The sequence below is a fragment of the Roseovarius litorisediminis genome, assembly GCF_900172295.1.
Classification (GTDB): Bacteria; Pseudomonadota; Alphaproteobacteria; order Rhodobacterales; family Rhodobacteraceae; genus Roseovarius; species Roseovarius litorisediminis.
This window is the reverse complement of the sequence record NZ_FWFL01000003.1, coordinates 189,518-211,327: the sequence shown is the minus strand read 5'-3', so window position 1 is coordinate 211,327 and position 21,810 is coordinate 189,518. Positions and strand designations below refer to the sequence as shown.

Sequence of the window (21,810 nt, the reverse complement as noted above, 5' to 3'; positions counted from 1 at the left end):
ATAGCGGCAGTCGAAAGCGTCTCAAGTACCAACCCAAAGTCGGCGTGCTGGCTTTGCGCCAGATCGAGATCGCCACAATCGCGCTTGGCCGCATTGACCCAAGTCAATCGACGAAGGCCAAAGGGTCCACCACACCACCAAACCGCCTCAGATCGCATGGGGCGGAACGCGGTCGGCCCCTGTTTCTTGCGACGGTTGCCGAGCCTTTTTCGCCCTGCCTTTCCTCAGCGCTTCGAACCCGATGATCACGTCCAGAAGCTCGGTTGTGATTTCATCCTGACGCACAGCGCGGGTCTGCTGCAAAAGGGTTTCCAATCTGTCGTCAACCGACTTTTCCGCCTGCTGCATAAGGGCCAGACGCGCCGCGTTCTCGGTCATCAGGGCTTCGGCGATGGCGCGGAAAAGCGTGGCGAACAAATGGCTGCGCACCAGAGTCAGGAACAGATCCCCGGGCGGCATTGAAAAGAACGGCCGACTTCGCGACGTCCATGGCTTTGCCTGAAGACGCGTCAGCAGCGCCTGATCAATCGGAAGAAGCGATGTGACCACAGGGCGTTGCCCCTTCGCGCCGTCCTGGGTGACATAGGCCAGTGACACGGCCATTTCGCGCGCCGGGTCTTCGCTGCGGATATCTTCCAGCCGCTGTATGAGAAGGTTTGCAAGCCGTCCTATCCCGTCAACGGAAGCGGCGGGAAAAAGCGTTTGGTCAATCCTGATGTGCTGATCGGCCAAGGCATCCGCCATCTGGGCACCGACACACAGAACGCGCACGGGCGACGCCGTTGATCCGTCAATCTGCGCCGCGGCATGTCTGGCCAAGACCTCGTTGTAGTTGCCGCACAACCCGTGATCCGACCCAAAGATAATCAGAACGTTTCCGGCCTTGTGTCGTGAGGTGTCTTCAATCGGGCCGAACGCCGTCAAAAACGAGTGCAGGCCGTCCAGAACCGTCTCGTGATAAAGCTCGATTGCCTGCGCCGCCTGTTCATAGGGCGACGCGTTGATGACCGACAAGGTCTTCATGGTATGAACGACGCTGCGGATACCCTTCAAACTGCTTGTCTGACGGGCAAGTTTTTCAAGCGTTTGCGTCATCTGCCCCTCCAAGATCTTCGCGGGCTGTCTTGCCAAGGGCCACCATGCGGGCCCGATCATCGTCGGCGAGATCCCTGTTCTCTGAGATTGCCTCTGCAACGTCACCAAGGTCACGTGCAGCGGCCTCTCGAAGCCGGGCCATGACCTCTAGCGTCTCGGTGTCGTCCAACCCGTCAAACTGCCCTTCCATCGCGGCCACCAGAACCGCGAGTTGTTCCACCGCCGGCATGGGATCGCGCTCTGGCTGGCGCAAGGATGCCCGCACCGCCGCCCCGCGTGTCAGGCGCGCGCGCGTCTCATCGTCAAGCCGGGTGCCGAAGCGGGCGAAATCCTCAAGTTCTTCGAATTGCGACAAGGTCACGCGCAGGTTGCCCGCCACCGAGCGGAACGCGCGGCTTTGCGACTTGCCGCCGACGCGGGAGACGGAAACGCCAAGGTCGACCGCGGGAAACTGGTTCTTGCGCACAAGACGCGGCGACAGATAGATTTGCCCATCGGTGATCGAGATCAGGTTGGTCGGGATATATGCGGACAGGTTTTCGGCCTGCGTCTCGACCACCGGCAGAACCGTGATCGACCCGCTGACCTTGGCGTCGTTGAATTGCCCCGCCCGTTCCAGCAACCTTGCGTGTATGTAAAAGATATCACCCGGAAACGCCTCGCGCCCCGGTGGGCGGCGCAGCAGCAGCGACAGCTCGCGATAGGATCGTGCGTGATGGGTCAGATCGTCCAGCACCACGAGAACGTCCTTTCCCTGTGCCGCAAAATACTCGGCCATCGTCATCGCCGCATAGGGGGCGACATAGGCCAGACCGGCAGCATCCTCGTCCCCCGCCGACATGACGATGCTGCGCTCCATCATGCCGCCTTCGCGAATGGCCCCGATCACCTTGGCCACGGCATCGCCGCGTTGCCCTATAGCGCAGTAGATACAGATGACACCGGTCGTCTTCTGGTTCAGGATGGCATCCACTGCAATCGACGTCTTGCCGGTTTGACGATCCCCGATGATAAGCTCGCGTTGTCCGAGCCCCACCGGCACGGCTGCATCAATGGCCTTGATTCCGGTGGCCAATGGCCGGGTGATCGCCTGCCTGTCGAGAATTTTCGGCGCTTGCGCTTCTACCGGGCGCAGAAGCTCTGTCTTGATCACGCCCTTGCCATCGCGTGCATTTCCCAGTGCATCCACAACACGGCCCAGAAGGGCCGGCCCGACCTTGGCGCTGACGACCCTGTGGGATCGTGTAACGCTTTCACCGACCGTCACCCTGTCCGACGGCCCCAGAAGCACGACCCCCAACCTGCCCGGTTCAACATCAAGGACCACGCCCTGTACGCCACTTGCGAATTGCAACACCTCATCCGACAGCGCACGCTCCAGTCCCGAAACGACAACGATGCCGTCGGCCACCTCGTCCACCTGTCCGATCTCGCTCAGGCGCGGCGCAGGGGGCGGAGCAGCCAAAAGCGCTTCAATTAGCGCCTCGGGATGTGTGCTCGGATGGGTCATCAGATCGGTCATTGGGCCGCATCCTTCAAACCCACGCCACCAGCCAGTTGCTCCTCCATCACATCGGACAGGCTCTCGACGTACCCATCCACCGTCCAGTCCAACTGGGCGCCGCCGATGCGCATAATGATGCCGGGGGGCTGTTCGGCGTTCGTTTCGAACTTGATTGCGACATCTGGAAACACCTTTTGCACGGCGGCTGAAAGATCAGCCCGCGCGGATTGCGGCAAGGCGTCCCGACTGGTTACCACCGCCGCCGTACTTTGACCGGCAGCGGTCCGCAGGTCATCGACCATCGTTTCGATCCGCTTGACAAGATGTTGCGCGATCCGCCCCTCCAGCGTTTCGTCGGCCAAATCGGTCAATGCCTTGCGGGTCAGGGACAACAAGGCGCCGCCGCCCGCGCGCTGTAGTCTCGCGGTGTATTTGCGCGCTTCTTCATCAAGGTGGGATTGCCAGGTTACCCGCTCCTGAGCCATCCGTTCGTGGGCTTCGGCCAGCAATGCATCGCGCTGTTTTTCGGCCTCCTGCCGGATGGCCTCAGCCATGTCCGATTGCTTGGCATTCAAGGCCTTGAGTTGATCCTGGTACTCGTGCTTCACTCCTTCTGCATTTTCTTTCGCGTGCTCGGCTTCTTGCATTCTGGTGGTAATCTCGGCCTCGCGCGCGTCGATGCCATCCAGAATAGGACGGTACAGAAACCGGCGCAGAAGCCATACCAGCACCAAAAAATTGGCGATCTGAGCTGCGACCGTGATCCAGTCAATCGACATGTGTCAGCTTCCTGCGGCCTGGGTTGCGGCAGCAACGGCCGCGTTCCAGAAAGGGTTCGCAAAGATCAGGATCATCGCGACGACGAAGCAATAGATCGCTGTCGATTCAATCATCGCCAAACTCACGAAAAGCGTCCTGGAAATGGTCGAGGCCGCATCCGGTTGCTGGGCAATCGCAGTCAGGGCGGCCGATGCGCTGCGTCCTTCGCCCAAGGCGGGGCCCATTGCCCCGAAAGACACGGTCAATCCGGCGGTAAAGATCGAGATGCTCGCAATAATGGCTAGGTCAGTCATGAAGTCTCCTTTTCAGGCTGCTGTGAGGGGGGAGGTGTTGTCGCGCTGGAGATGTAGACCGTGGCCAGAATCGCAAAAATATAGGCCTGGATCATACCGGTCAGCAGGCCTAGCACGTCCAGCAGGACGGGAAAGAAAAACGGCGCGACACTAAGCAGGATTGCCGCAATGACGGCCCCGCTCATGATGTTGCCGTAAAGCCGGATCGCCAGAGATATCCCGCGCGTGAACTCTGAGATGATGTTGAACGGAAGCATGATGAAGGACGGCTCCAGATAGGTCTTGAGATACCCCCCGATCCCGCGGCTCGAAATTCCGAAAATTGGCACGGCAATCAGAACCGACAAGGCAAGTGCCGTGGTCGTGGAGAGCGAGGCCGTTGGAGGCTCAAACCCGGGGACGACCAATAGCAGGTTCGAGGTGGCAACGAACAGGAACAGCGTTCCTGCGTAATAGAGCAGATAGCGGGACGGACCCTGTGCAACTTCTTCGATCTGGCTTTGAATGCCCTGCACAATGACCTCCAGCATGGTGCGCCACCGGTCTGGCGGCACATCTGGACGCAGGTTGCGGGTGATCAACACGGACGCCCCCGTCAGCAGGGTCATGACAATCCAGGTGAAGAATATCGTCGCGTTGATCGGGACGCCCCAAGCCTGGAATATGATTGTTTCATCCGGTGACAGATTCATTTGGATTCTCCGCCAGCGGGCCTAACGCTGGCCAGCGTCGTGGCAACTGTACGCGTCAGGACGAACGCCAGGGCAAAGCCTGGGAATGTCCAGGGCCCTGAATACCAGACAACAGCCCATCCACTCGCCAGCAATGCTGCAATCCGAACAACAGCGCTTAACATCAAGACCCTGACCGGTTTGCTTGCCTGCAAGGCAAGACGTATGCCCAGGCCAAGGCCCATGAAAAATACGCCGCCCACAACGGCACCGGCGGCCAGCCCAAGCAGCGCTGCATTCCAATCCACATCTATCATTTGTCACCACCTTCCTTGTTGATCCATGACGCCGCGATAAAGGCCCCAAGCACGACACCGCCGAGGATCAAGGCTATCGTCCATGAAAACCTCTGGGGGGCCACCCGATCCAGCCAGAGCCCGAGAAACGCCCCGCCCACGGTCGGCACGGCAATCGACCATCCGATCATGCCAAAGGTTCCGATGCCCCGCAGCGGGCTTGGCCCCGGCTTGTCGCGCGCGGATTTCAGTCGTTTCGCATGGCGCGCGATATCCTCCGCCGATTTGTCTGATTCCGGCTTCATGGGTGCGGCTTTCGCAGGTCTGCAAAGCGTCGGACCACGTCCGCCTCCAGACGGGAGAACGTCGCACGGGCCTGACGTTCCTCTTCATCCATCTCGATGAATTTGCTCATGACGGCGTCTTGCAGAGTGCCAAGGTCATCGCCGCGCACACCGCGCATCACCGCCACGGTGACGCGGTGCCCTTTCTTCACCAAAAGCCCTTCGTCGATACCAAAAATCGCCTCGGATCCGTCGGCCAACGTCAGCGTCAGGACAGATGGCACCAGAGCAGTGACCAGATCGACATGGTTCGGCAGAATACCGAAGGCACCGTTCTGGGCCACCGCGGTCATGCGGGTCGCGCGCCCCTCGAACAAAGAACCGGTCGGAAGCCGCAGGGCAACGCTCATCTCCGCCGCCATGCTCATGATTCCGCCTCCTTGAGGTCGTCCAGCGAGCCGATCATGTAATAGGCGTTTTCAGACAGCTTGAACTCGGTCAGGCCAAGGATTGCCTCGCAGCCGTCCAGCGTTTCAGCAATCGGCACCAGTTTGCCCTGCGTGCCCGAGAAGGATTCGGTTGTGAAGAAAGGCTGCGTCAGGAACCGTTCCAAACGCCGCGCCCGGGCCACGGTGGCCCGATCTGCCGAAGACAGTTCTTCAAGGCCGAGCATCGCGATAATATCGCGCAGTTCCTCGTATTCCGCCAAGGTGCGGCGCACGGCACGCGCGATGTCATAGTGCCGCTGTCCCACCACAGAGGGGGTCAGCATGACCGACGCCGAGGCCAGCGGATCGACCGCAGGATAAAGCCCCTCGCTTGCGCGCTTGCGCGACAGAACCACCGAGGCGGACAGATGTGAAAAGATATGCGCCGCCGCCGGATCGGTGAAATCGTCAGCCGGCACATAAACCGCCTGAATCGACGTGATCGCCCCCCGTCTTGTCGAGGTGATCCGCTCCTCCAGTGCCGCCAGTTCCGAGGCAAGCGTTGGCTGATAGCCCACCCGCGACGGCATCCGCCCCATCAGCCCTGAGACCTCCGCGCCGGCCTGCACGAAGCGAAAGATGTTGTCGATCAACAGCAAGACATCCTGTCCCTTGTCGTCGCGAAAATACTCTGCCATCGTCAGGGCGGCATTGCCGATCAGAAAGCGCACGCCGGGCGCCTCGTTCATCTGGCCAAACAGCATCACCGTTTTGTCGCGCACGCCAGCCTCGCCCATTTCGCGGTACAGCTCTTCGGCTTCCCGCGAACGTTCGCCGATGCCGCAAAAAAGGCTGACGCCTTTGTGGTGCTGAACGGTGTTGTTGATCAACTCAGTAATCAGTACGGTTTTGCCAACCCCTGCCCCGCCGAAAAGCCCAGTTTTGCCGCCGCGTTCGATCGGCGACAAAAGGTCAATCGCCTTGATCCCGGTTTCAAGAACCTCCGAGTGCAGCACCCGGTCGCTCAGCTTGGGAGAGGGTTGGTGAATCGACCGCCGCGCCACGGCTTCGGGTGCCGGACGCCCGTCAATCGGCGCGCCAAACACATCAAGCATGCGCCCCAGAACGGCATCGCCAACGGGAACCATGATCGGCGCACCCGTCGCCTTGACCGCCATGCCCAGCCCCAGACCACGCACCGGCGCCATCGCGATGGCCCGCACAAGCCCCTCTCCGATCAGGGCAGAGACTTCGAGAGCGATGTCACCTGCGAACAACAGATCATGGATCCTTGGCACCGATCCGTCGAACAAGACGTCTACCACGCCCCCGCGAATGGCCGCGATGCGGCCCTCGGTCCGTGTCGCTGCGTCGATGTCGGCATTGGCGCTCATGTCGCACCTGTTTCACTTTTGGCAACGCGCGTTCCGGCGGTGCCGTCAAGCATGGCCAAAGCGTCGGAAAGCTGCCCGATCGCGGCTCGCCCGGCTCGATCCGCAAAATCGCAGGCAGCCGTCAGTTTTGGCCCCATCGAGCCTTTGGGCATGTCAAGAGCGCGGCCCTGATCTGGTGTCAGATGTCGGATAGCCGCAGCATCCTGCGTGCCAAAATCCGAATAGACCGCGTCAACATCCGTCAGCAACAACAGCGCCTCAGCCCCGATATCCGCAGCCAGAAGCGCACTTGCAGCATCCTTGTCGATGACCGCCTCGACCCCGATCAGGCTATCGTCGGCGCGGCGCATGACCGGGATGCCGCCACCACCCGCGCAAATGACGATAACACCCTGATCAAGCAAAAGCCGCAGAACACGCATGTCGGGGATTTCGACCGGTTTCGGGGAAGGCACCACCCTGCGCCACATCTCGCCGTCCTGTGCGATGGTCCAGCCATTGGATTTCACACGCGCTTCGGCGTCCGATTTGCTATAGACAGGGCCTACGAATTTCGTGGGCTTGGCAAACGCCGGATCAGAGGCATCGACGATCACCTGCGTCAGCAGGGTTGCGACCGCGTGATCGTGACCCAGAGCATTTTCAAGTTCCTGCTCTATCAGATAGCCGATCATGCCTTCGGTTTCGGCCCCCAGAACATCCAGAGGGTAGGCCTCATCCGGCTTGTAGGCCGCGCCCTGCAAGGCGAGCATCCCAACCTGCGGACCATTGCCATGGGTCACGATCAGCCGATGCCCGGCACGCACGATCTCTGCCAGTGCCTGCGCCGCGATTTTCACGTTCGCGCGCTGCGCCTCGGCCGTCAGCGACTGACCGCGTTGCAGCAAGGCATTGCCACCAATGGCCGCAACGACCAGCATCTCAAGCCCCCAGTGTGGCGACCAAAACCGCCTTGATGGTGTGCATACGGTTTTCGGCCTGGTCGAACACGATCGAGGCCTCGCTCTCAAACACCTCTTCGGTGACTTCCATGGCATCGAGACCAAACTCGGCCTTGATTTCGGCGCCCACACTGGTTTCGGTATTATGAAAGGCCGGCAGGCAATGCATGAACCTGGCGCGCAGATTGTTCGTTTTGCTCATCACGTCAGCGTTGACCTGATACGGCGTCAAAAGCTTGATCCGCTCCGCCCATTTCTCCTTGGCCTCCCCCATAGACACCCAGACGTCGGTATAGACGAAATCGACGCCTTTGACGGCGGCATCGAGGTCTTCGGTGATCATGATGCGCGCACCGGTCTGCTTGGCAATCGTCTGCGCCTCGGCCTCTATGGCCTTGCTCGGCCAGCACGCCTTGGGCCCGCACAAACGCACATCCATGCCCATCTTGGCCCCGCCAATCAGCAGGCTGTCACCCATATTGTTGCCCGCTTCGCCAAGAAACGCGTAAGCGACCTCGTGCAGTGGCTTTTCCACATGCTCCTGCATGGTCAGGAAATCGGCAAGGATCTGGGTCGGGTGAAATTCGTTTGTTAGCCCGTTATAGACGGGCACACCGGAATACCGGGCGAGCTGTTCGACAACGTTCTGGCCAAACCCGCGATATTCGATCCCGTCATAGATCCGGCCCAGAACACGCGCGGTATCCTTGACAGATTCCTTGTGGCCGATGTGCGATCCGGTCGGCCCAAGATAAGTGACACGTGCGCCTTGATCATAGGCGGCAACCTCGAATCCCACACGGGTTCGCGTGGAATCCTTTTCGAAGATCAGAGCAATATCCTTGCCCTGAAGGGTTGGCACCTCGGTGCCCGTGTATTTCGCAACCTTCAGATCGGCCGCGAGTTTCAGAAGGAACGCGATTTCACGTGGGGTGTAGTCGCGCAACGTGATAAAATGACGGTTCTTCAGATTGAAAGCCATTTGGGTCGCCTTTCAGGTTAAATGGGGTCGCGCGCGGTCGGGCAGCTCATGCAATGGCCGCCACCGCGACCCCGGCCCAGTTCCGCGCCGGGGATGGCCAGAACCTCGATTCCCGCAGCCCTGAGCGCAGCGTTGGTGTCGTCGTTGCGATCATAGCCGATGACCACACCGGGCCGCAGGGCCACCACGTTGTTGCCGTCGTTCCACTGCTCGCGGGCACGCTCTTCCTCGGTGGTGCCACCGGTCGGCACGATCTGCAGGCTCTTATAGCCAAGCACCTCGGCGACGATGTCAAAGATCGGGCGCGGGTCGCGATGAAATTGCAGGGGGGCGGCGCCTTCGCCGGGCTGGATGTCATAGCACACAAGCGCATCCGCGACCTCCTTGAAGGTGGTCACAACATCACCGCCACACAGCGTGAATACGGTATCGAGATGCATCGCGGCGCGCGATCTGGGGATCGCGAAGGCCAGCACCCTTTGCGCCGCTCCGGTATCGAACAACGCCTCTGCCAGTTGGCCCACCCCTTGCGGCGACGACCTCTCTCCCATGCCGACCAACACCGTGCCATTTCCGATGGGCATGATGTCGCCCCCCTCGAGGGTCGCAAGCCCGTGATCAACAGTCGGGTCGCCGAAATGAAATGTCACCTGTCCCGCAAATTTCGGATGAAACTTGTAGATGGCGGTCGTCAACAAGGTTTCGGGACGCCGCGCCGCCCAATACATCGGATTGAGCGACACGCCGCCAAATATCCATGCAGAGTTGTCACGGGTAAACAAGGCATTCGGCAACGGCGGCAGGATAAAGCCATGCTGACCAAGATAGCCGGAGAACAGCGCGGTAGGCTTGAACGGCAGATCGTCGGTGGCCAGACCACCCAACAGAAACTCCGCCAGTTGCGCGCCCGGCAGATCATCCAACCAGCTGCGCAATTCGGACATCATGCCGACGCCTATCTCATTCGGTACGATCCGATGATCCAGCACCCAGGCGCGCCCCTCGGGCTTGTCCAGAGTTTCCGCCAGCAAATCATTTGTATCGAGAACCTCGACCCCCTCGTCGCGCATGATGCCGGAAAACACATCGTGGTCCTTCTGTGCCTGCTTGACCCAAAACACATCGTCAAACAGCAAATCCTTGCAATTGACCGGCGTCAGGCGACGATGGGCCAGACCGGGACGGCACACGATCACCTGTCGCAGCTTACCCGTTTCCGAATGAGCGCCCAGGGTTTCGACATTTTCCATGGTGTTTGCTTTCTTGCCGGGCGGGTTTGTCACAGGGCGCTGATCGCGCCGGTCCACATCAGGTAGCCAGCCACAATGGCGGCCACCAGAAGCCCTGCGGCAATCAGCATTTCAACAGGGTTGAAGGCGCGCTCCCGGTGCGACCTGCGCGCCCAGATATAGGCCGGAATCCCCACCGCGTAGAGGATCGCGCACATCAGCAGATACGTCGGCCCGGCCGCATAAACGAGCCATGCGCCATACACCGTGGCCAGCCCGCCGATGGCCATATCAAGCCCCCGCCCCTCATGCTCCGCATAGCTTTCGCCGCTCAGGGCAAGTTTGAAGGCATAGGCGCCAGAAAACACGTAAGGCACAAGAATGGCGGTCGAAGCGATGTAGAACAGTGCCAGGTAGGTCGAGTTGGCAAAAAGCGTTACCAGCAGGACGATCTGCACACAGGTATTGGTGATCCAGAGAGCACCGGACGGCGAGCCGTTGGCGTTCTCGGTGAAGAAAATCTCTGGCAGCATCCCTTCCTTCGCGGCGCGGTATGGGATCTCGGCGGCCAGAAGGGTCCAGCTCAGGAACGCCCCCGCGACCGAGATGACAAGACCGATGCGCACCACCACCGCCCCCCATGACCCGACAATCGACTCAAGCACATTGGCCATCGAGGCCGCAGCCGGAAGCCCTGCAAGCTCGGGTTGCGACATCACCCCCAGCGACAGCAGGGACACAAGAAGGTAGAGGCAAAGGACCGTCACAAATCCCAGGATCGTCGCCTTGCCGATATCGCTGCGTTTCCTGGCACGGCCCGATCCGACACTTGCCCCCTCAATGCCGATGAAAACCCACAGGGTGACCAGCATCGTGCTTTGCACCTGAGTCGTAATACTGCCAAGCGACAGCGTTTCAGTGCCCCAGAAATCAAGCTGGAAGGTGGGCAGATTGAACGCCACGAGGGCCAGAACGACAAACAGGAAAATAGGACCAAGCTTGGCAATGGTGGTGATGACATTGACAATCGCCGCCTCCCGCACGCCCATGAGAACCAGAGCGTGCACAAGCCATAGCGCAACCGAAGCGCCGACAATCGACTGCCAGGTGTTTCCCTCCGCACCAAAGGGCGCATAAAAATAGCTGAGCGCACCAAAAATCAGAACCGCATAGGACACGTTCCCGAGCCACGCGCTAAGCCAGTACCCCCAGGCGCTATTGAACCCGACATAATCGCCGAACCCGGCGCGCGCGTAAGAATATGGCCCGGCGTCCAGCATGGGTTTGCGAGTCGAGAGGTTCTTGTAGACGAACGCGAGGGCCAGCATGCCGATACCGGTAATCAGCCAACCGATCGTGACGGCCCCGGCCGATGCGCCCCGTGCCATGTTCTGCGGAAGGCTGAAGACACCACCGCCGACCATGGACCCGATCACCAGCGCTGTCAGAGGCAAAAGGCCCAGCTTTCCCGACGTTTCTGTCGTCGCGTATCTGTCCGTTGAAGCAAAATCCGCTGGCATGATCTCTCTCCGCTTTGCCGACCTGCAACCACACAGATCGGCGTTCTCGCGTCATTTGATGTGCAAGGGGTCCGCAACGGGGCCCCTCGGCGCTCCGCGCCTCCAACGCCCGAGGGCATTTACGTGAAAGAACGGCCTCGGGATGAATACTGGCATATTCCGACGTCGCAGGATTGACTTGCGTCAATCAATGCACACACGCCAAAGACTGGGCTGCGCATCTGAGTGCTGTGTATGCCTCTTTGCTCGCTTGGATCGCAACCCGGACCGTTAACAACGGCGCATGCCAAGCGCGGCAAAGGCCCGAGCAAGCGACGGATATGGGACCTTGGAACTGCGACTTGGGCACGGTTTCAGGAGACATGGAATGCGAAAATTGCAAGCGTCGCAAACATCGCGACGATCAAAAGAAGCAAAAGCGTATCCGCCGGAATGTTGTCGCCGTCGAATTCCCGCGCCATCGAAATGCGTTTCCGAAGAACCCGTTTTCTCAAGTACGCAATCACAACCACAACAGCGCCCGAGATCAGCAATAAAATTTGTGACCAGTAGGTGCCTTGCGGCGGACCAACCCGCGCGGCAACCAGCCCAAAGCCTACAATGGCGACAGCCGTTCGGACCCATGCCAGAAACGTGCGCTCATTCGCCGAATGATCATTGAAATTCTTAATCATCGTTCTTTGCCTCAAGTGCCAGACCCCGGACACCGCCCGAGACCAAAAGGTTGACGTCATAAAGGACACGCGGCGTCTGGAGCCCTCGCGGGCTGACCAGATAGGTGGGCGTCCACTCGGGATCGAACTTTTCCTTGAACGACCGCAGGCCTTCAAAGTTATAGAACCGTTCGCCATGCTGATAGATGAAACTGCCAAACCTGTTCCAGGTCGTGGCAAGCGGGTGGTCTTCCAGCCCTGCGAAAGGCGTGGCGCCAAGTGAAAACCAGCGGAACCCCTGCGCTTTGCCCCACAGGAGTATCTCGGCAAAAAGAGCGTCCATGACAAAACCGGGTGCCGCAGTTACGTGGCGCATCAGATCAAACGACAACTCGTTGTGATCGGCCCCCTGAAAGAGGTTTGCAAAAGCAATGATGGCCCCGTTTTCGGCCTTGCGCAAAATGGCGTGATCGAAATGGCTTAGGTAATCTTCATCAAAAGACCCAAGAGAGAACCCCTTTTCGCGGCCATGCTTTGACGCCAGCCAACTCTTGGAAACCCCTCGCAATTCTGGCAGGATCGGCGCGAGATCAGCGGCCGCAACCACCTCGAAAACATACCCCTCCCGCCGCGCGCGACGCTGTGCGTAGCGAAAGTCCTTTCGTTTGGGCCCATCCAGGGTGAACGTGGTCAGATCAATACGCCCGACCTCGCCGATCTTGAGGACGGCAAACCCCATATCAAGGAATGTTGGCAGATATCGGGATGAAACCGAGTAGAACGCGCAATGTCGACCCATCTGGTCGGCAAGATCGCGAAACTGCCAGATCACGGTCTCGCCGGTTTCTCGGGGGCCGACCGGATCAGCATAGGCAATCAGGGAGCCGCCCGTATCCGCATATGCCAGAAAGCCGCTGCCGTCGCCGGACACCAGAAACCGCTTGTCGCCGGTCAGGGCGATGTTTGCATCGGTTGTCGGTGACATGGCGACCAGGTCAAGAACACGTGCGGGGATTGGCTCAGGCGGCAGGCGTTTGCCTGCACCGTTGATTATCGAGTTCAGACCAATCGCCATGAAGATGACGGCGATGGCCAGCGACGCGCGCAAAAATCGCGAGGCATCGCCATGCCATGCAAACTCCCACCAAAGCTCATTGCGATAGGGAACATGCGAATAGCTCAGCAACCCCACCCAGATCGCCGCCACGATGAGAACTGCGGCTCCAAATCCCCACTGCACTGAAAGCTGAAAGGCCCGCTGCGCCATAGCGCGGTAAAAAATGGGCCGAAACAGCAACAGGACCGCGAGAGAGGCCGCAAGGATCGCGGCTTCTTCCAGATCGACGCCCTTCAGAAAAGAGGCGACCAGACCCGCGCAAAGCAGAACAATTGCGGCGAGCCAGGCCCGAAATTGCCTGCGAAACAGGCCGCGCGAAATCACCACCAGCAAAACGCCGATGATACTCGCCACAAGGTGCGAGGCCTCAATGAACGGCAGTGGCAGGATATCGCGTAACAAACCAAGGCGGCCCGTGTCTGACGGGATGCTTCCGGAGAGCATCAGGACAAACCCCGACAAGAGAGTGATCGCGGCGCTGACCGGCGCAATCATCGGCCTGAGTGCTGCATGCAGGGCTTTGCCTGTTTCCCCGACGCGGCCCAAGTGCGGCCGAACAACAAGGCCCGCGATCGCCAGAACGGCGAGGGTGAAAGGCAGCACCGTATAGATCAGCCGATAAAGCAGCAGCCCCGCCAGAACGTCCGAGCGACCAGTCGCGCCAAGGCCCGCGATGATAATTGCCTCGAACACGCCAACGCCGCCCGGCGCATGACTAAGAAGGCCGCCACCGATGGCGGCAAGATAAACAACGAGGAAAAAGCCGAAATTCTGTGTCAAATCGGCTGGCATCAGGACGTAAAGCACCAACGACGCCGCAAGAATATCCACCGTGACAATCCCAATCTGCATGGCGGCCAGTCGCGGTGACGCAAGAGTCATCCTGAAATCACGGAATGTGATGGTGCGTCGACCCAGAGACAACCAGATGAACAGGCCCGCGATTGCAATCAACACGGCAACGCCGAAAGCCGTCTCGGCATTAGGAGCAAGCCCGAAAACGGTGCCTATCCCCATGGGGCGCACCACCATCGCAAACCCGGTTACGAAGGCCATGCCGAGAAGAGTTGCAAACCACGCGGTCGCAAGGATGCCCGCAATCGACGTCCAGTCGAGCCCCTGTGCCGAATAGACGCGAAAGCGAAGAGAACTGCCCGTTAGCCAAGAGGCCCCCAGAAAATTGGTGATCGCCGCCCCCGCCGCACCGGTCATCGCCGCCACCCTGCGCGGAACCTTGCCCTTGGCAACGATTTCAACCGCCAGCACATCGTAGAGCGCAAGCGCCGCAAAACTTACGATTGTGAGACACACAGCCGCCAGCAGGGCGCGCTTCGGCGCGCCCGTCATGTCAAGCTTGACCTCTTGCCAGCTGATTTCGCTTGCCAGCCGGTGCAGAACAAAAAAGGCGACGACAGATATCACAAGAGGAACGGCAAGCTTTGCCACCGGATGCACCAAAAGCCGGTTGATACGGTCATTCCGGTCTGTCTTGATTGGCCGCGTCAACTGATGCACTCCCTAAGCCATTGACCTTTGTCTTCAGTGCATAAGCAGGAACGGGATATCCGATTTGCGGATCACATAGCTCGTGGTTCCGCCGAACACGGTTTCAACATAGCGACCATGGCCATACCCCCCCAATATCACGAGACCGGATGTGTTTGTAGCGGCGCTCTCAAGGATAAGTTCACCAACCCTTCGACCTTGCGCCGGCAGCACGTCGGCTGTCGCCTGAATGCCATGCCACTCAAGAAACCTGACCAGTTTTTCAGGCTCGGGCGCTTTATCATGGGGCTCGGTTATCGACACGATTTGAACCCGGCTTGCCTTTGCCAGAATAGGCAACGCCGCCGCCACGGCCCGCACGCAACACGGACTGGCATCCCACGCGACTGTTATGCTTGAGAAAGATGGTGCCGTCACGGCGTCCGGGACCAGGATCACCGGGCGGCCCGACTGTATTACGGTCGCTTTGAGGACATTTCGAGAGGACCTGCTGTATCTCGCCAACCCTCCGACGAAGACCGCCACATCGCTCAGCTTGGCCCGCTCTGGTATGATTTCCGTCGGCTCGCCAAACTCCTGCTCCCAATGCGCGGACGCTGCAATTGAGTCTGTCGGCTTTTTCGACTTCACAAGGCCCATGTCCTTGCACGCCGCGTTGAAGTGGCGTCGCGATCGCAATGCCGCCAGCTTGCCCTCCTCTTCCACGCGCTTTCTGGTGTATTCCCTAAGCTCGCTCGGGCTTTCGACATCCATTCCAAGATAGACGAAGACCTCATCAGGGTCCTGTCGCACAAAGACCACTTGAACATGCGCCTTCAGGGCCTCGGCAACACTGAAAACTCTCAGGAATGCGGCTTTGTCATCCCTGGCTACATTGAAGGGCACTAGAATGGTTCGGATTCGCAAATCATTATCCCCTTGAGATCCGATTCAACCGTCGCCCCGCCGCCCGAAGCCTTGTCAAAAGGCACGATGTATCGCTTTGGCACGACCGGCCCGGATCATGAACGATCACGCATGACACGTCTTGACCTGCCTCAATCAAGGGTGCGGCGAAAGCGCATAAGCGCCAATCCGACAAAGACCGCAACAAACACATAAAGCGCCACCATTGATGGTGAAACGGTTGCATGATCTGCCCCCTTGAGCATCACCGCCCTGATCAATCGCAGAAAATGCGTGAGAGGGAACAGCTCTCCAAGAAATTGTGCCCACTGCGGCATGCCGCGAAACGGAAACATGAAACCGGACAGCAGCAGAGAGGGAAGAAAGAAGAAGAACGTCAACTGCATCGCCTGCATCTGGCTGCGCGACAGCGTGGAAATGGTGTATCCCAGCAGGACCAGCGACAGCACGAACACCAGTGTTCCGTAAAGCAAAAGCCACATCGACCCCACAAAGGGAATCGAGAACATGAACCGGGCCGCAGCCAGCACCACCACGACCTGCACCGCCCCAACCGCCAGATAAGGCAGGACCTTGCCCAACATGATCTCGACCGGCCTTGTCGGCATGGCGAGCAGGTTTTCCATCGTCCCCCTCTCGACCTCACGGGTCAACGCCATCGCGGTCATCATCACCATGGTCAGTTGCAGGATCACCCCCAGCAGCCCCGGCACGATATTGTATTGGGTGATGCTTTCGGGATTGAACCGGCGATGAACGACAACTTCCAGCGCTGATGTCGATTGCCGCGCGGCCTGTGCCTCGGTGGCCTGCTCGCGCAGCAAGGCCTGGGCTGCAACCGTGCCAAGGGTTGAAATCGCTCCGGAGGCGACCGAAGGGTCGGTGGCGTCGGCTTCGATCAGGATCTGCGGATGATCGCCGCGCTGGACGCGTCGCGCGAAATCCGAAGGAATGGTCACGACAAACGACACGGCGCCGGACTTGAGCAGATTGTCGGCCTCGCTTGCACTGGCGAAGATATGGTCGAAGCGATAGTAGCCGGTCAGTTCCATCGCCGAGATCATCGCGCGCGTGTAATGATCATGGCTGCTCGAGACCAGAGCCGCAGGCAGATGTTTCGGATCGTTGTTGATGGCAAATCCGAACAGGATCAACTGCATGATCGGAATGCCCAGCATCATCGCGAACGTAAGCCGGTCCCGGCGCATCTGGATCGCTTCCTTGCGAATGATGGCCATCAATCGGCGTATCGAGAATACCCTGTTCATCGGGGGGTGTCCGCCGTTTGCCCCATGAACTGGATAAAGACATCCTCAAGGCTGGTTTCACCCTGCCTGACGGTGACGTCCGTATTGCGAGCCACCTGATCAACGGCCACCTTCAGCGCGGCATGATCGCGCCCGACAACGTGCAGGGACACGCCAAAGGCGGCGATCTGATCAACCCCTTTGATCCCGGCGAGTTGATGTGCAGCCTCATCCACGCCCGCCCCTTCGAGAACGAAGGTTGCCAGATCGGCCTTGCCCAGAACCTCGGCCACGGTTCCGCTCGTCAGAAGCTTACCGTCGGAGATATAGCTTATGCGGTGACAGCGCTCTGCTTCATCCATGTAGTGGGTCGACACAAGAACCGTCAGGCCCGTCTCCGCCCGCTGATGAATTTCCTCCCAGAATTCGCGCCGCGCCTTGGGATCGACCCCGGCGGTCGGCTCATCCAGCAAAAGCAGCTTCGGCGCGTGCATCAGGCAGGCCGCCAATGCAAGACGTTGCTTCCAGCCCCCTGACAACGTGCCTGCAAGCTGTGTTCGGCGCGACGCAAGGCCAAGGTCTTCTAGCGTGTCGCGCACGACCGTCCTGACGGGGTCCATCTGGTAAAGACGTGCAACGAACGTCAGGTTCTCTTCGATGGAAAGATCTTCGTAAAACGAAAACCGCTGTGTCATGTAGCCGACTTGCCGCTTGATCTGCGCAGATTCAGACCGGATGTCATGCCCCAGAACATGCCCGGTTCCGCCGTCCGGTGTCAGAAGGCCGCAGATTACCCGGATCGTCGTGGTTTTCCCGGATCCGTTCGGCCCCAGGAAACCCGCGATCTCTCCCTTGGCGACCGACATCGAGACATGATCCACCGCAGTCTTGTCGCCGAAGCGCTTAACAAGGTTATCGACCTCGATCACGTTCATTCGCCCGGCTCTTCTAGCAACACATCGACAATCTGACCCGGTTTCAAACTGCTCGATCCGTCCAGCGGGCGCGCTTCCAGCAGGAAGACAAGCTTTTGTCGGCTATCGCGCGCATAGATCACGGGGGGCGTGAATTCCGGGTGGTCCGAGATATAGCTGACCTGCGCCCCGAGACCTTTTGTACAGCCATCGCATGTGACGACCAGGCGATCCCCGACAGACACCTGCGCGAGGGATGGCTCTGGCACATAGAGACGCAGTTTAATCGCGCCGTCAGGCAGAACAGACAATACAGGAGCTTGTGGTCCCGCCACCTCGCCTGCATTTCGAATGATATCGGACACGATGCCAGGCGATCCAATGGAAAGCGTCCGATGCTCAAGACGCCATTTTGCCTGATCCAGAGCAGCCTGCGCCTGTGCGACAGACGCCTCGGCGGACTTGATCTTATCGGGTCGCGCAGGCAGCCGTGCCACCGCAAGATCAGCTTCGAGTTCCACGACTTTGGCGCGGGCAAGCTTCATGGCGGTTGAGGCTTCATCAAACTGGGCTTGCGCTGAAATACCCCGCGAGAGCAACTCGGATTGCCGATACATGACCCGCTCGGCCTCGGCCATTTGCGCCTTGGCTGAGGCCAGCGATGCTTCGAGTACCGCGATCTCCTCCGGCCTCTGCCCTTGATGAAGGTCGGCCAGACTGCTTTTGGCCTCGGCAAGTGCCGCGTGAGCTTGGGCAACGGCAATCTCGGCATCCCGGCGTTCAAGCTCAACAAGTGGCTGGTCGGCGGCGATCCGATCCCCCCTCTCAACACTTAAAGAGGCAATCGTCGCGACTTCAATCGGCGCCACAAGGACATACTCGCCCTCGGCATAGCCCGCTGCAAAAGGCGGCTCTGCCGGGCAGAGCCAGGTCAAAGCGCCAATCAAAGGAAGCCCGCAGAGAAAGCCACTCATGACGGCGACCACGTGTTTGCATCAACGACGATCAAGCCCATCAGGCAATGTTCCTTTGCGTTCGGTCACTCCCAATTCGCGTAAAGCTCCAGACTATCGAGCCATTCCCGCAACGATGCCTCAAGTTTTGAGACGTGGTGGCCATGCGTCTCCATATCCTTGATTTCGCCGTTCAGTTCGGACTTGAGATAGCGATAGCGCGCCTCAAGCTCACCACTGCTAAGCCTATGGCCATCACTCCAGGCTTTGAGATTGTCCAAGCGCGTTCGGGCTTTGGATATTTTGGCACTCAGCGCTTCAAGGCGGTCATGCAGGTCACTTTCTTCCATCTCTTGCTTCCCTTTCATCATTGCCTGATTGGGTGCCCTCAGGCTGACCGGATATTGCAGGGACTCAGCATTTGATCGTCACATCCGTCCGAAGCCCTGCCTGTCGCATAAAGATCATCTGATCATGAAAACATGGGTTCGGGATTGACCAAGATCATTCCGTTCAGGCCAATCCGGCGCAAGATTAAGGGCAGGTCTCTGTCACTTCGCAGGCACCTGAAAAAGGACATGCTTTGCAAGTTTGGTCACTGCACGATGCCAGCAAAGGGAGACCGGAACTGAACGTTTTGCCATGCAAGGAAGAGATGATTGGACAAGAAGCGACCGGCTCCCCCCTCTGGCTCACCGGAGCAGGCACCCGTCGCCCAGGCGCACGTTGTGCCGCTTCCCTGGCAGACACCCAAATCCCCTGCGGAAGATCCTGATGCGACCGCCAGGATCAAGGCCACTCTGGAAGACCCCGCCTACCTGCAAGCGGACGAAGACATTGCCCTTCTTCAATCCGAAGACCTGCGCGGTGTCCGCCTTCAGCTTGATTTTCTTAAAACCGATTATGGTCTGAGAACACATGATATCCGGCACACGATTGTTGTTTTCGGAAGCACGCGCATCCCCGAACCCGTTGCCGCGAAACGGCGCAAGGATGAGGCGCACAAGCGTCTTGCCAAAGATCCCGAAAATCCAGAGCTACAGCGCGCGTGTGAAATCGCACAGCGAATTTTCGAAAAGAGCCATTACTACACGATAGCCAAAGACTTCGCCGCCGACTCTGGCAGACTGTGCGATGCCTATGGTGGCGGCAAGATCGCTCTCATGACCGGGGGCGGTCCCGGCCTGATGGAAGCGGCCAACCGGGGCGCGTTTCTTTCCGGGGCAAAGTCCGTCGGACTTAACATCACCCTGCCACACGAACAGTATCCAAATCCATACCTGACACCGGGCCTGTGTTTCAGGTTTCACTATTTCGCCCTTCGCAAGATGCATTTTCTGCATCGCGCCCGCGCGCTTGTGGCTTTTCCCGGCGGATATGGCACTCTTGATGAGCTTTTCGAGACGCTGACCCTCGTTCAGACCCGAAAGATCGCCCCTCTGCCGGTCATCCTTGTCGGGCGCAGTTTCTGGGAGCGGGCCGTGAACTTTGAGTTCCTTGTTGATGAGGGCGTCATCGACCCCGAGGATAAAACCCTGTTCAGCTATGCAGAGACCGCAAAAGAGATCCGCGAATGTATCGATACTTGGCACGTGCAGGCGGGAAAACCACTGTTTCGAGCCTCGGGTGATCAGTGACCGCCTCACTTTCAATCCCGCAAGAGGAAACAAGCATATGAAAATATCATTTCACGGGGCCGCAAAAGGTGTCACCGGCTCTTGCCACCTGCTGGACTGTGCGGGCCTGAAAATCCTGATCGACTGCGGCATGTTTCAGGGCAGTCGCCATGCCGATGAGGACAATTCCGACGACTTCGGCTTTGATCCGTCTGACATAGATTTCCTGCTTTTGAGCCATGCACATCTTGATCACTGCGGGCGAATCCCGCTGTTGGTGAAACGCGGGTTTGAGGGCGAGATCATAACAACGGCTGCGACGAGGGAACTTGCCAAGCTCATCATGATGGATTCCGCACATATTCAGGAAGAGGACGCATCACGTGCCTCGCGCCATCGGCGCAGACAGGGCCGGGCCGGGATCGAACCCCTTTACGATGTTTCCGACGCCTTGCGCGCGTTGGATTATTTCACCCGCAATATCCGATATGAAGATCCCCTTGCGCTGAACGATCAGGTCTCGGTCCGTTTCATCGATGCGGGTCACATCCTTGGGTCGGCCTCAATCGTGATCGAAGCCAGCGAGAAAGGTCAAACCCGGCGTATTGTCTTTTCAGGCGATCTGGGCAATCGCGGTCACGAAGTGCTGGCCGATCCTTCTCCGCCGCCCGAAGCCGATTTCGTGGTGGTGGAAACGACCTATGGAGACCGCCAACACAAAAGCCTTGAGGCCTCTGTTGCCGAACTTTTAGATGCGATCAGACAGACCCTGGCACGTGGCGGCAATGTTGTCATTCCGACATTCGCACTGGAGCGCGCGCAAGAGATTCTGTTTCACCTGAAGATCGCGACAGAGCGGGGTGAGTTGCCAAGGTCCCTTCCGGTTTTTCTCGATAGTCCGATGGCTGTCTCTGCTACGAAGATTTTCCAGCGCCAAGCAGAAGGCTTCAGGCCAGAGCTTCGCGATGCGATGCGCGCGGGAAAACACCCGTTCACGCTTCCCGGATTGCGCTACACACGTCAAGTCGCCGAATCCCGGGCGATCAACAACGTCAAAAGCGGGGCGGTCATCATGGCAGGTTCGGGGATGTGTACAGGCGGACGTGTCAAGCATCACCTCAAGCATAATATCTGGAGACCCGAGAGCAGTGTCATCTTCGTTGGCTTTGCCGCCGAAGGAACACCGGCCCGCAAGATCATCGATGGCGCAAAGACGATCAGACTTTACGGCGAAGAGATCACGATCAATGCGCACATCCATACGATCAACGGCTTTTCGGCACATGCTGACCAGCAAGAATTGCTTGAGTGGCTCAGCCACACCGGAAAACCTCAAAAAACGTTTCTGGTTCATGGCGATCCAGAAAGGGGCATGAAAAAGTTCCGCGACAAACTGGCAGCGCGAGATTTCGCGACGCATACACCCGTGCTTCACGAGGTGGTCGACCTCCTGGCTCAGACATAGCGAGCCCGCGAGGCGC

The 21,810-nt window shown here is 59.0% G+C and carries 22 protein-coding genes; 2 read left to right on the top strand and 20 right to left on the bottom strand.

The annotated features are described in order from the left end of the window. Positions 1-147: 147 nt before the first annotated feature. The 20 genes from PEL8287_RS07175 to PEL8287_RS07080 form a co-directional block, all read right to left on the bottom strand. Entirely contained in the window at positions 148-1,095 is a 948-nt protein-coding gene (locus tag PEL8287_RS07175; protein WP_085891696.1) for a F0F1 ATP synthase subunit gamma, read from the bottom strand. After that, positions 1,079-2,617 carry a F0F1 ATP synthase subunit alpha gene (locus PEL8287_RS07170; protein ID WP_085891695.1) on the bottom strand — a complete coding sequence of 513 codons (1,539 nt, stop codon included), beginning with the start codon at positions 2,615-2,617 and terminating at the stop codon, positions 1,079-1,081. Before PEL8287_RS07170 ends, PEL8287_RS07175 begins: the two co-directional genes overlap by 17 nt. Beyond that, a complete protein-coding gene (locus tag PEL8287_RS07165) occupies positions 2,614-3,378 on the bottom strand; it encodes a F0F1 ATP synthase subunit delta (RefSeq protein WP_085891694.1) in 765 nt (254 codons plus the stop codon). Before PEL8287_RS07165 ends, PEL8287_RS07170 begins: the two co-directional genes overlap by 4 nt. A 3-nt stretch (positions 3,379-3,381) precedes the next feature. Beyond that, on the bottom strand, positions 3,382-3,672 hold the full coding sequence (locus PEL8287_RS07160; RefSeq protein WP_085891693.1) for a F0F1 ATP synthase subunit C: 291 nt from the start codon (positions 3,670-3,672) through the stop codon (positions 3,382-3,384). Further along, positions 3,669-4,364: a F0F1 ATP synthase subunit A gene (locus tag PEL8287_RS07155; protein ID WP_085891692.1), complete on the bottom strand. Its 696-nt coding sequence runs from the start codon at positions 4,362-4,364 to the stop codon at positions 3,669-3,671. Before PEL8287_RS07155 ends, PEL8287_RS07160 begins: the two co-directional genes overlap by 4 nt. Beyond that, positions 4,361-4,660, bottom strand: a complete 300-nt coding sequence (locus tag PEL8287_RS07150) for an N-ATPase subunit AtpR (protein WP_217807668.1) — start codon at positions 4,658-4,660, stop codon at positions 4,361-4,363. The genes PEL8287_RS07155 and PEL8287_RS07150 overlap by 4 nt, the downstream gene beginning before the upstream one ends. Beyond that, positions 4,657-4,944 carry an AtpZ/AtpI family protein gene (locus tag PEL8287_RS07145; RefSeq protein WP_085891691.1) on the bottom strand — a complete coding sequence of 96 codons (288 nt, stop codon included), beginning with the start codon at positions 4,942-4,944 and terminating at the stop codon, positions 4,657-4,659. The genes PEL8287_RS07150 and PEL8287_RS07145 overlap by 4 nt, the downstream gene beginning before the upstream one ends. Continuing rightward, the gene (locus tag PEL8287_RS07140) at positions 4,941-5,351 is read right to left on the bottom strand and encodes an ATPase (RefSeq protein ID WP_085891690.1); all 411 of its coding nucleotides are present in this window, start codon (positions 5,349-5,351) and stop codon (positions 4,941-4,943) included. The genes PEL8287_RS07145 and PEL8287_RS07140 overlap by 4 nt, the downstream gene beginning before the upstream one ends. Continuing rightward, on the bottom strand, positions 5,348-6,745 hold the full coding sequence (gene atpD / locus PEL8287_RS07135) for a F0F1 ATP synthase subunit beta (protein WP_085891689.1): 1,398 nt from the start codon (positions 6,743-6,745) through the stop codon (positions 5,348-5,350). The genes PEL8287_RS07140 and atpD overlap by 4 nt, the downstream gene beginning before the upstream one ends. Then, positions 6,742-7,665: a carbamate kinase gene (gene arcC / locus PEL8287_RS07130; RefSeq protein WP_085891688.1), complete on the bottom strand. Its 924-nt coding sequence runs from the start codon at positions 7,663-7,665 to the stop codon at positions 6,742-6,744. The genes atpD and arcC overlap by 4 nt, the downstream gene beginning before the upstream one ends. Position 7,666: 1 nt before the next feature. Next, the gene (gene argF, locus PEL8287_RS07125; RefSeq protein WP_085891687.1) at positions 7,667-8,668 is read right to left on the bottom strand and encodes an ornithine carbamoyltransferase; all 1,002 of its coding nucleotides are present in this window, start codon (positions 8,666-8,668) and stop codon (positions 7,667-7,669) included. A gap of 17 nt (positions 8,669-8,685) precedes the next feature. Continuing rightward, entirely contained in the window at positions 8,686-9,918 is a 1,233-nt protein-coding gene (locus PEL8287_RS07120; RefSeq protein ID WP_085891951.1) for an arginine deiminase, read from the bottom strand. A 29-nt stretch (positions 9,919-9,947) separates the two neighbouring features. Then, positions 9,948-11,417 (bottom strand): arginine-ornithine antiporter, encoded by a 1,470-nt coding sequence (gene arcD / locus PEL8287_RS07115; RefSeq protein ID WP_085891686.1) that lies wholly within the window; start codon positions 11,415-11,417, stop codon positions 9,948-9,950. Positions 11,418-11,770: 353 nt separating this feature from the next. Beyond that, positions 11,771-12,091, bottom strand: a complete 321-nt coding sequence (locus PEL8287_RS07110) for a YidH family protein (protein ID WP_085891685.1) — start codon at positions 12,089-12,091, stop codon at positions 11,771-11,773. Next, on the bottom strand, positions 12,084-14,693 hold the full coding sequence (gene mprF, locus PEL8287_RS07105; RefSeq protein ID WP_085891950.1) for a bifunctional lysylphosphatidylglycerol flippase/synthetase MprF: 2,610 nt from the start codon (positions 14,691-14,693) through the stop codon (positions 12,084-12,086). The genes PEL8287_RS07110 and mprF overlap by 8 nt, the downstream gene beginning before the upstream one ends. Before the next feature lie 33 nt (positions 14,694-14,726). Beyond that, positions 14,727-15,599: a universal stress protein gene (locus tag PEL8287_RS07100; protein WP_139837726.1), complete on the bottom strand. Its 873-nt coding sequence runs from the start codon at positions 15,597-15,599 to the stop codon at positions 14,727-14,729. Between the two features lie 131 nt (positions 15,600-15,730). Next, positions 15,731-16,867: an ABC transporter permease gene (locus PEL8287_RS07095; RefSeq protein WP_085891683.1), complete on the bottom strand. Its 1,137-nt coding sequence runs from the start codon at positions 16,865-16,867 to the stop codon at positions 15,731-15,733. Then, a complete protein-coding gene (locus PEL8287_RS07090; protein ID WP_085891682.1) occupies positions 16,864-17,781 on the bottom strand; it encodes an ABC transporter ATP-binding protein in 918 nt (305 codons plus the stop codon). The genes PEL8287_RS07095 and PEL8287_RS07090 overlap by 4 nt, the downstream gene beginning before the upstream one ends. Then, positions 17,778-18,734: an HlyD family secretion protein gene (locus tag PEL8287_RS07085; protein WP_085891681.1), complete on the bottom strand. Its 957-nt coding sequence runs from the start codon at positions 18,732-18,734 to the stop codon at positions 17,778-17,780. The genes PEL8287_RS07090 and PEL8287_RS07085 overlap by 4 nt, the downstream gene beginning before the upstream one ends. A 65-nt stretch (positions 18,735-18,799) precedes the next feature. Beyond that, positions 18,800-19,063 (bottom strand): 3-ketoacyl-ACP reductase, encoded by a 264-nt coding sequence (locus PEL8287_RS07080; protein ID WP_139837725.1) that lies wholly within the window; start codon positions 19,061-19,063, stop codon positions 18,800-18,802. A gap of 309 nt (positions 19,064-19,372) precedes the next feature. On the opposite strand from PEL8287_RS07080, the gene PEL8287_RS07075 reads away from it, so the two are divergent. Together PEL8287_RS07075 and PEL8287_RS07070 are read left to right on the top strand one after the other, a co-directional pair. Continuing rightward, positions 19,373-20,350 carry an LOG family protein gene (locus PEL8287_RS07075; RefSeq protein WP_085891679.1) on the top strand — a complete coding sequence of 326 codons (978 nt, stop codon included), beginning with the start codon at positions 19,373-19,375 and terminating at the stop codon, positions 20,348-20,350. A 37-nt stretch (positions 20,351-20,387) separates the two neighbouring features. Then, on the top strand, positions 20,388-21,794 hold the full coding sequence (locus tag PEL8287_RS07070; protein ID WP_085891678.1) for an MBL fold metallo-hydrolase RNA specificity domain-containing protein: 1,407 nt from the start codon (positions 20,388-20,390) through the stop codon (positions 21,792-21,794). The last annotated feature ends 16 nt before the right edge of the window (positions 21,795-21,810 follow it).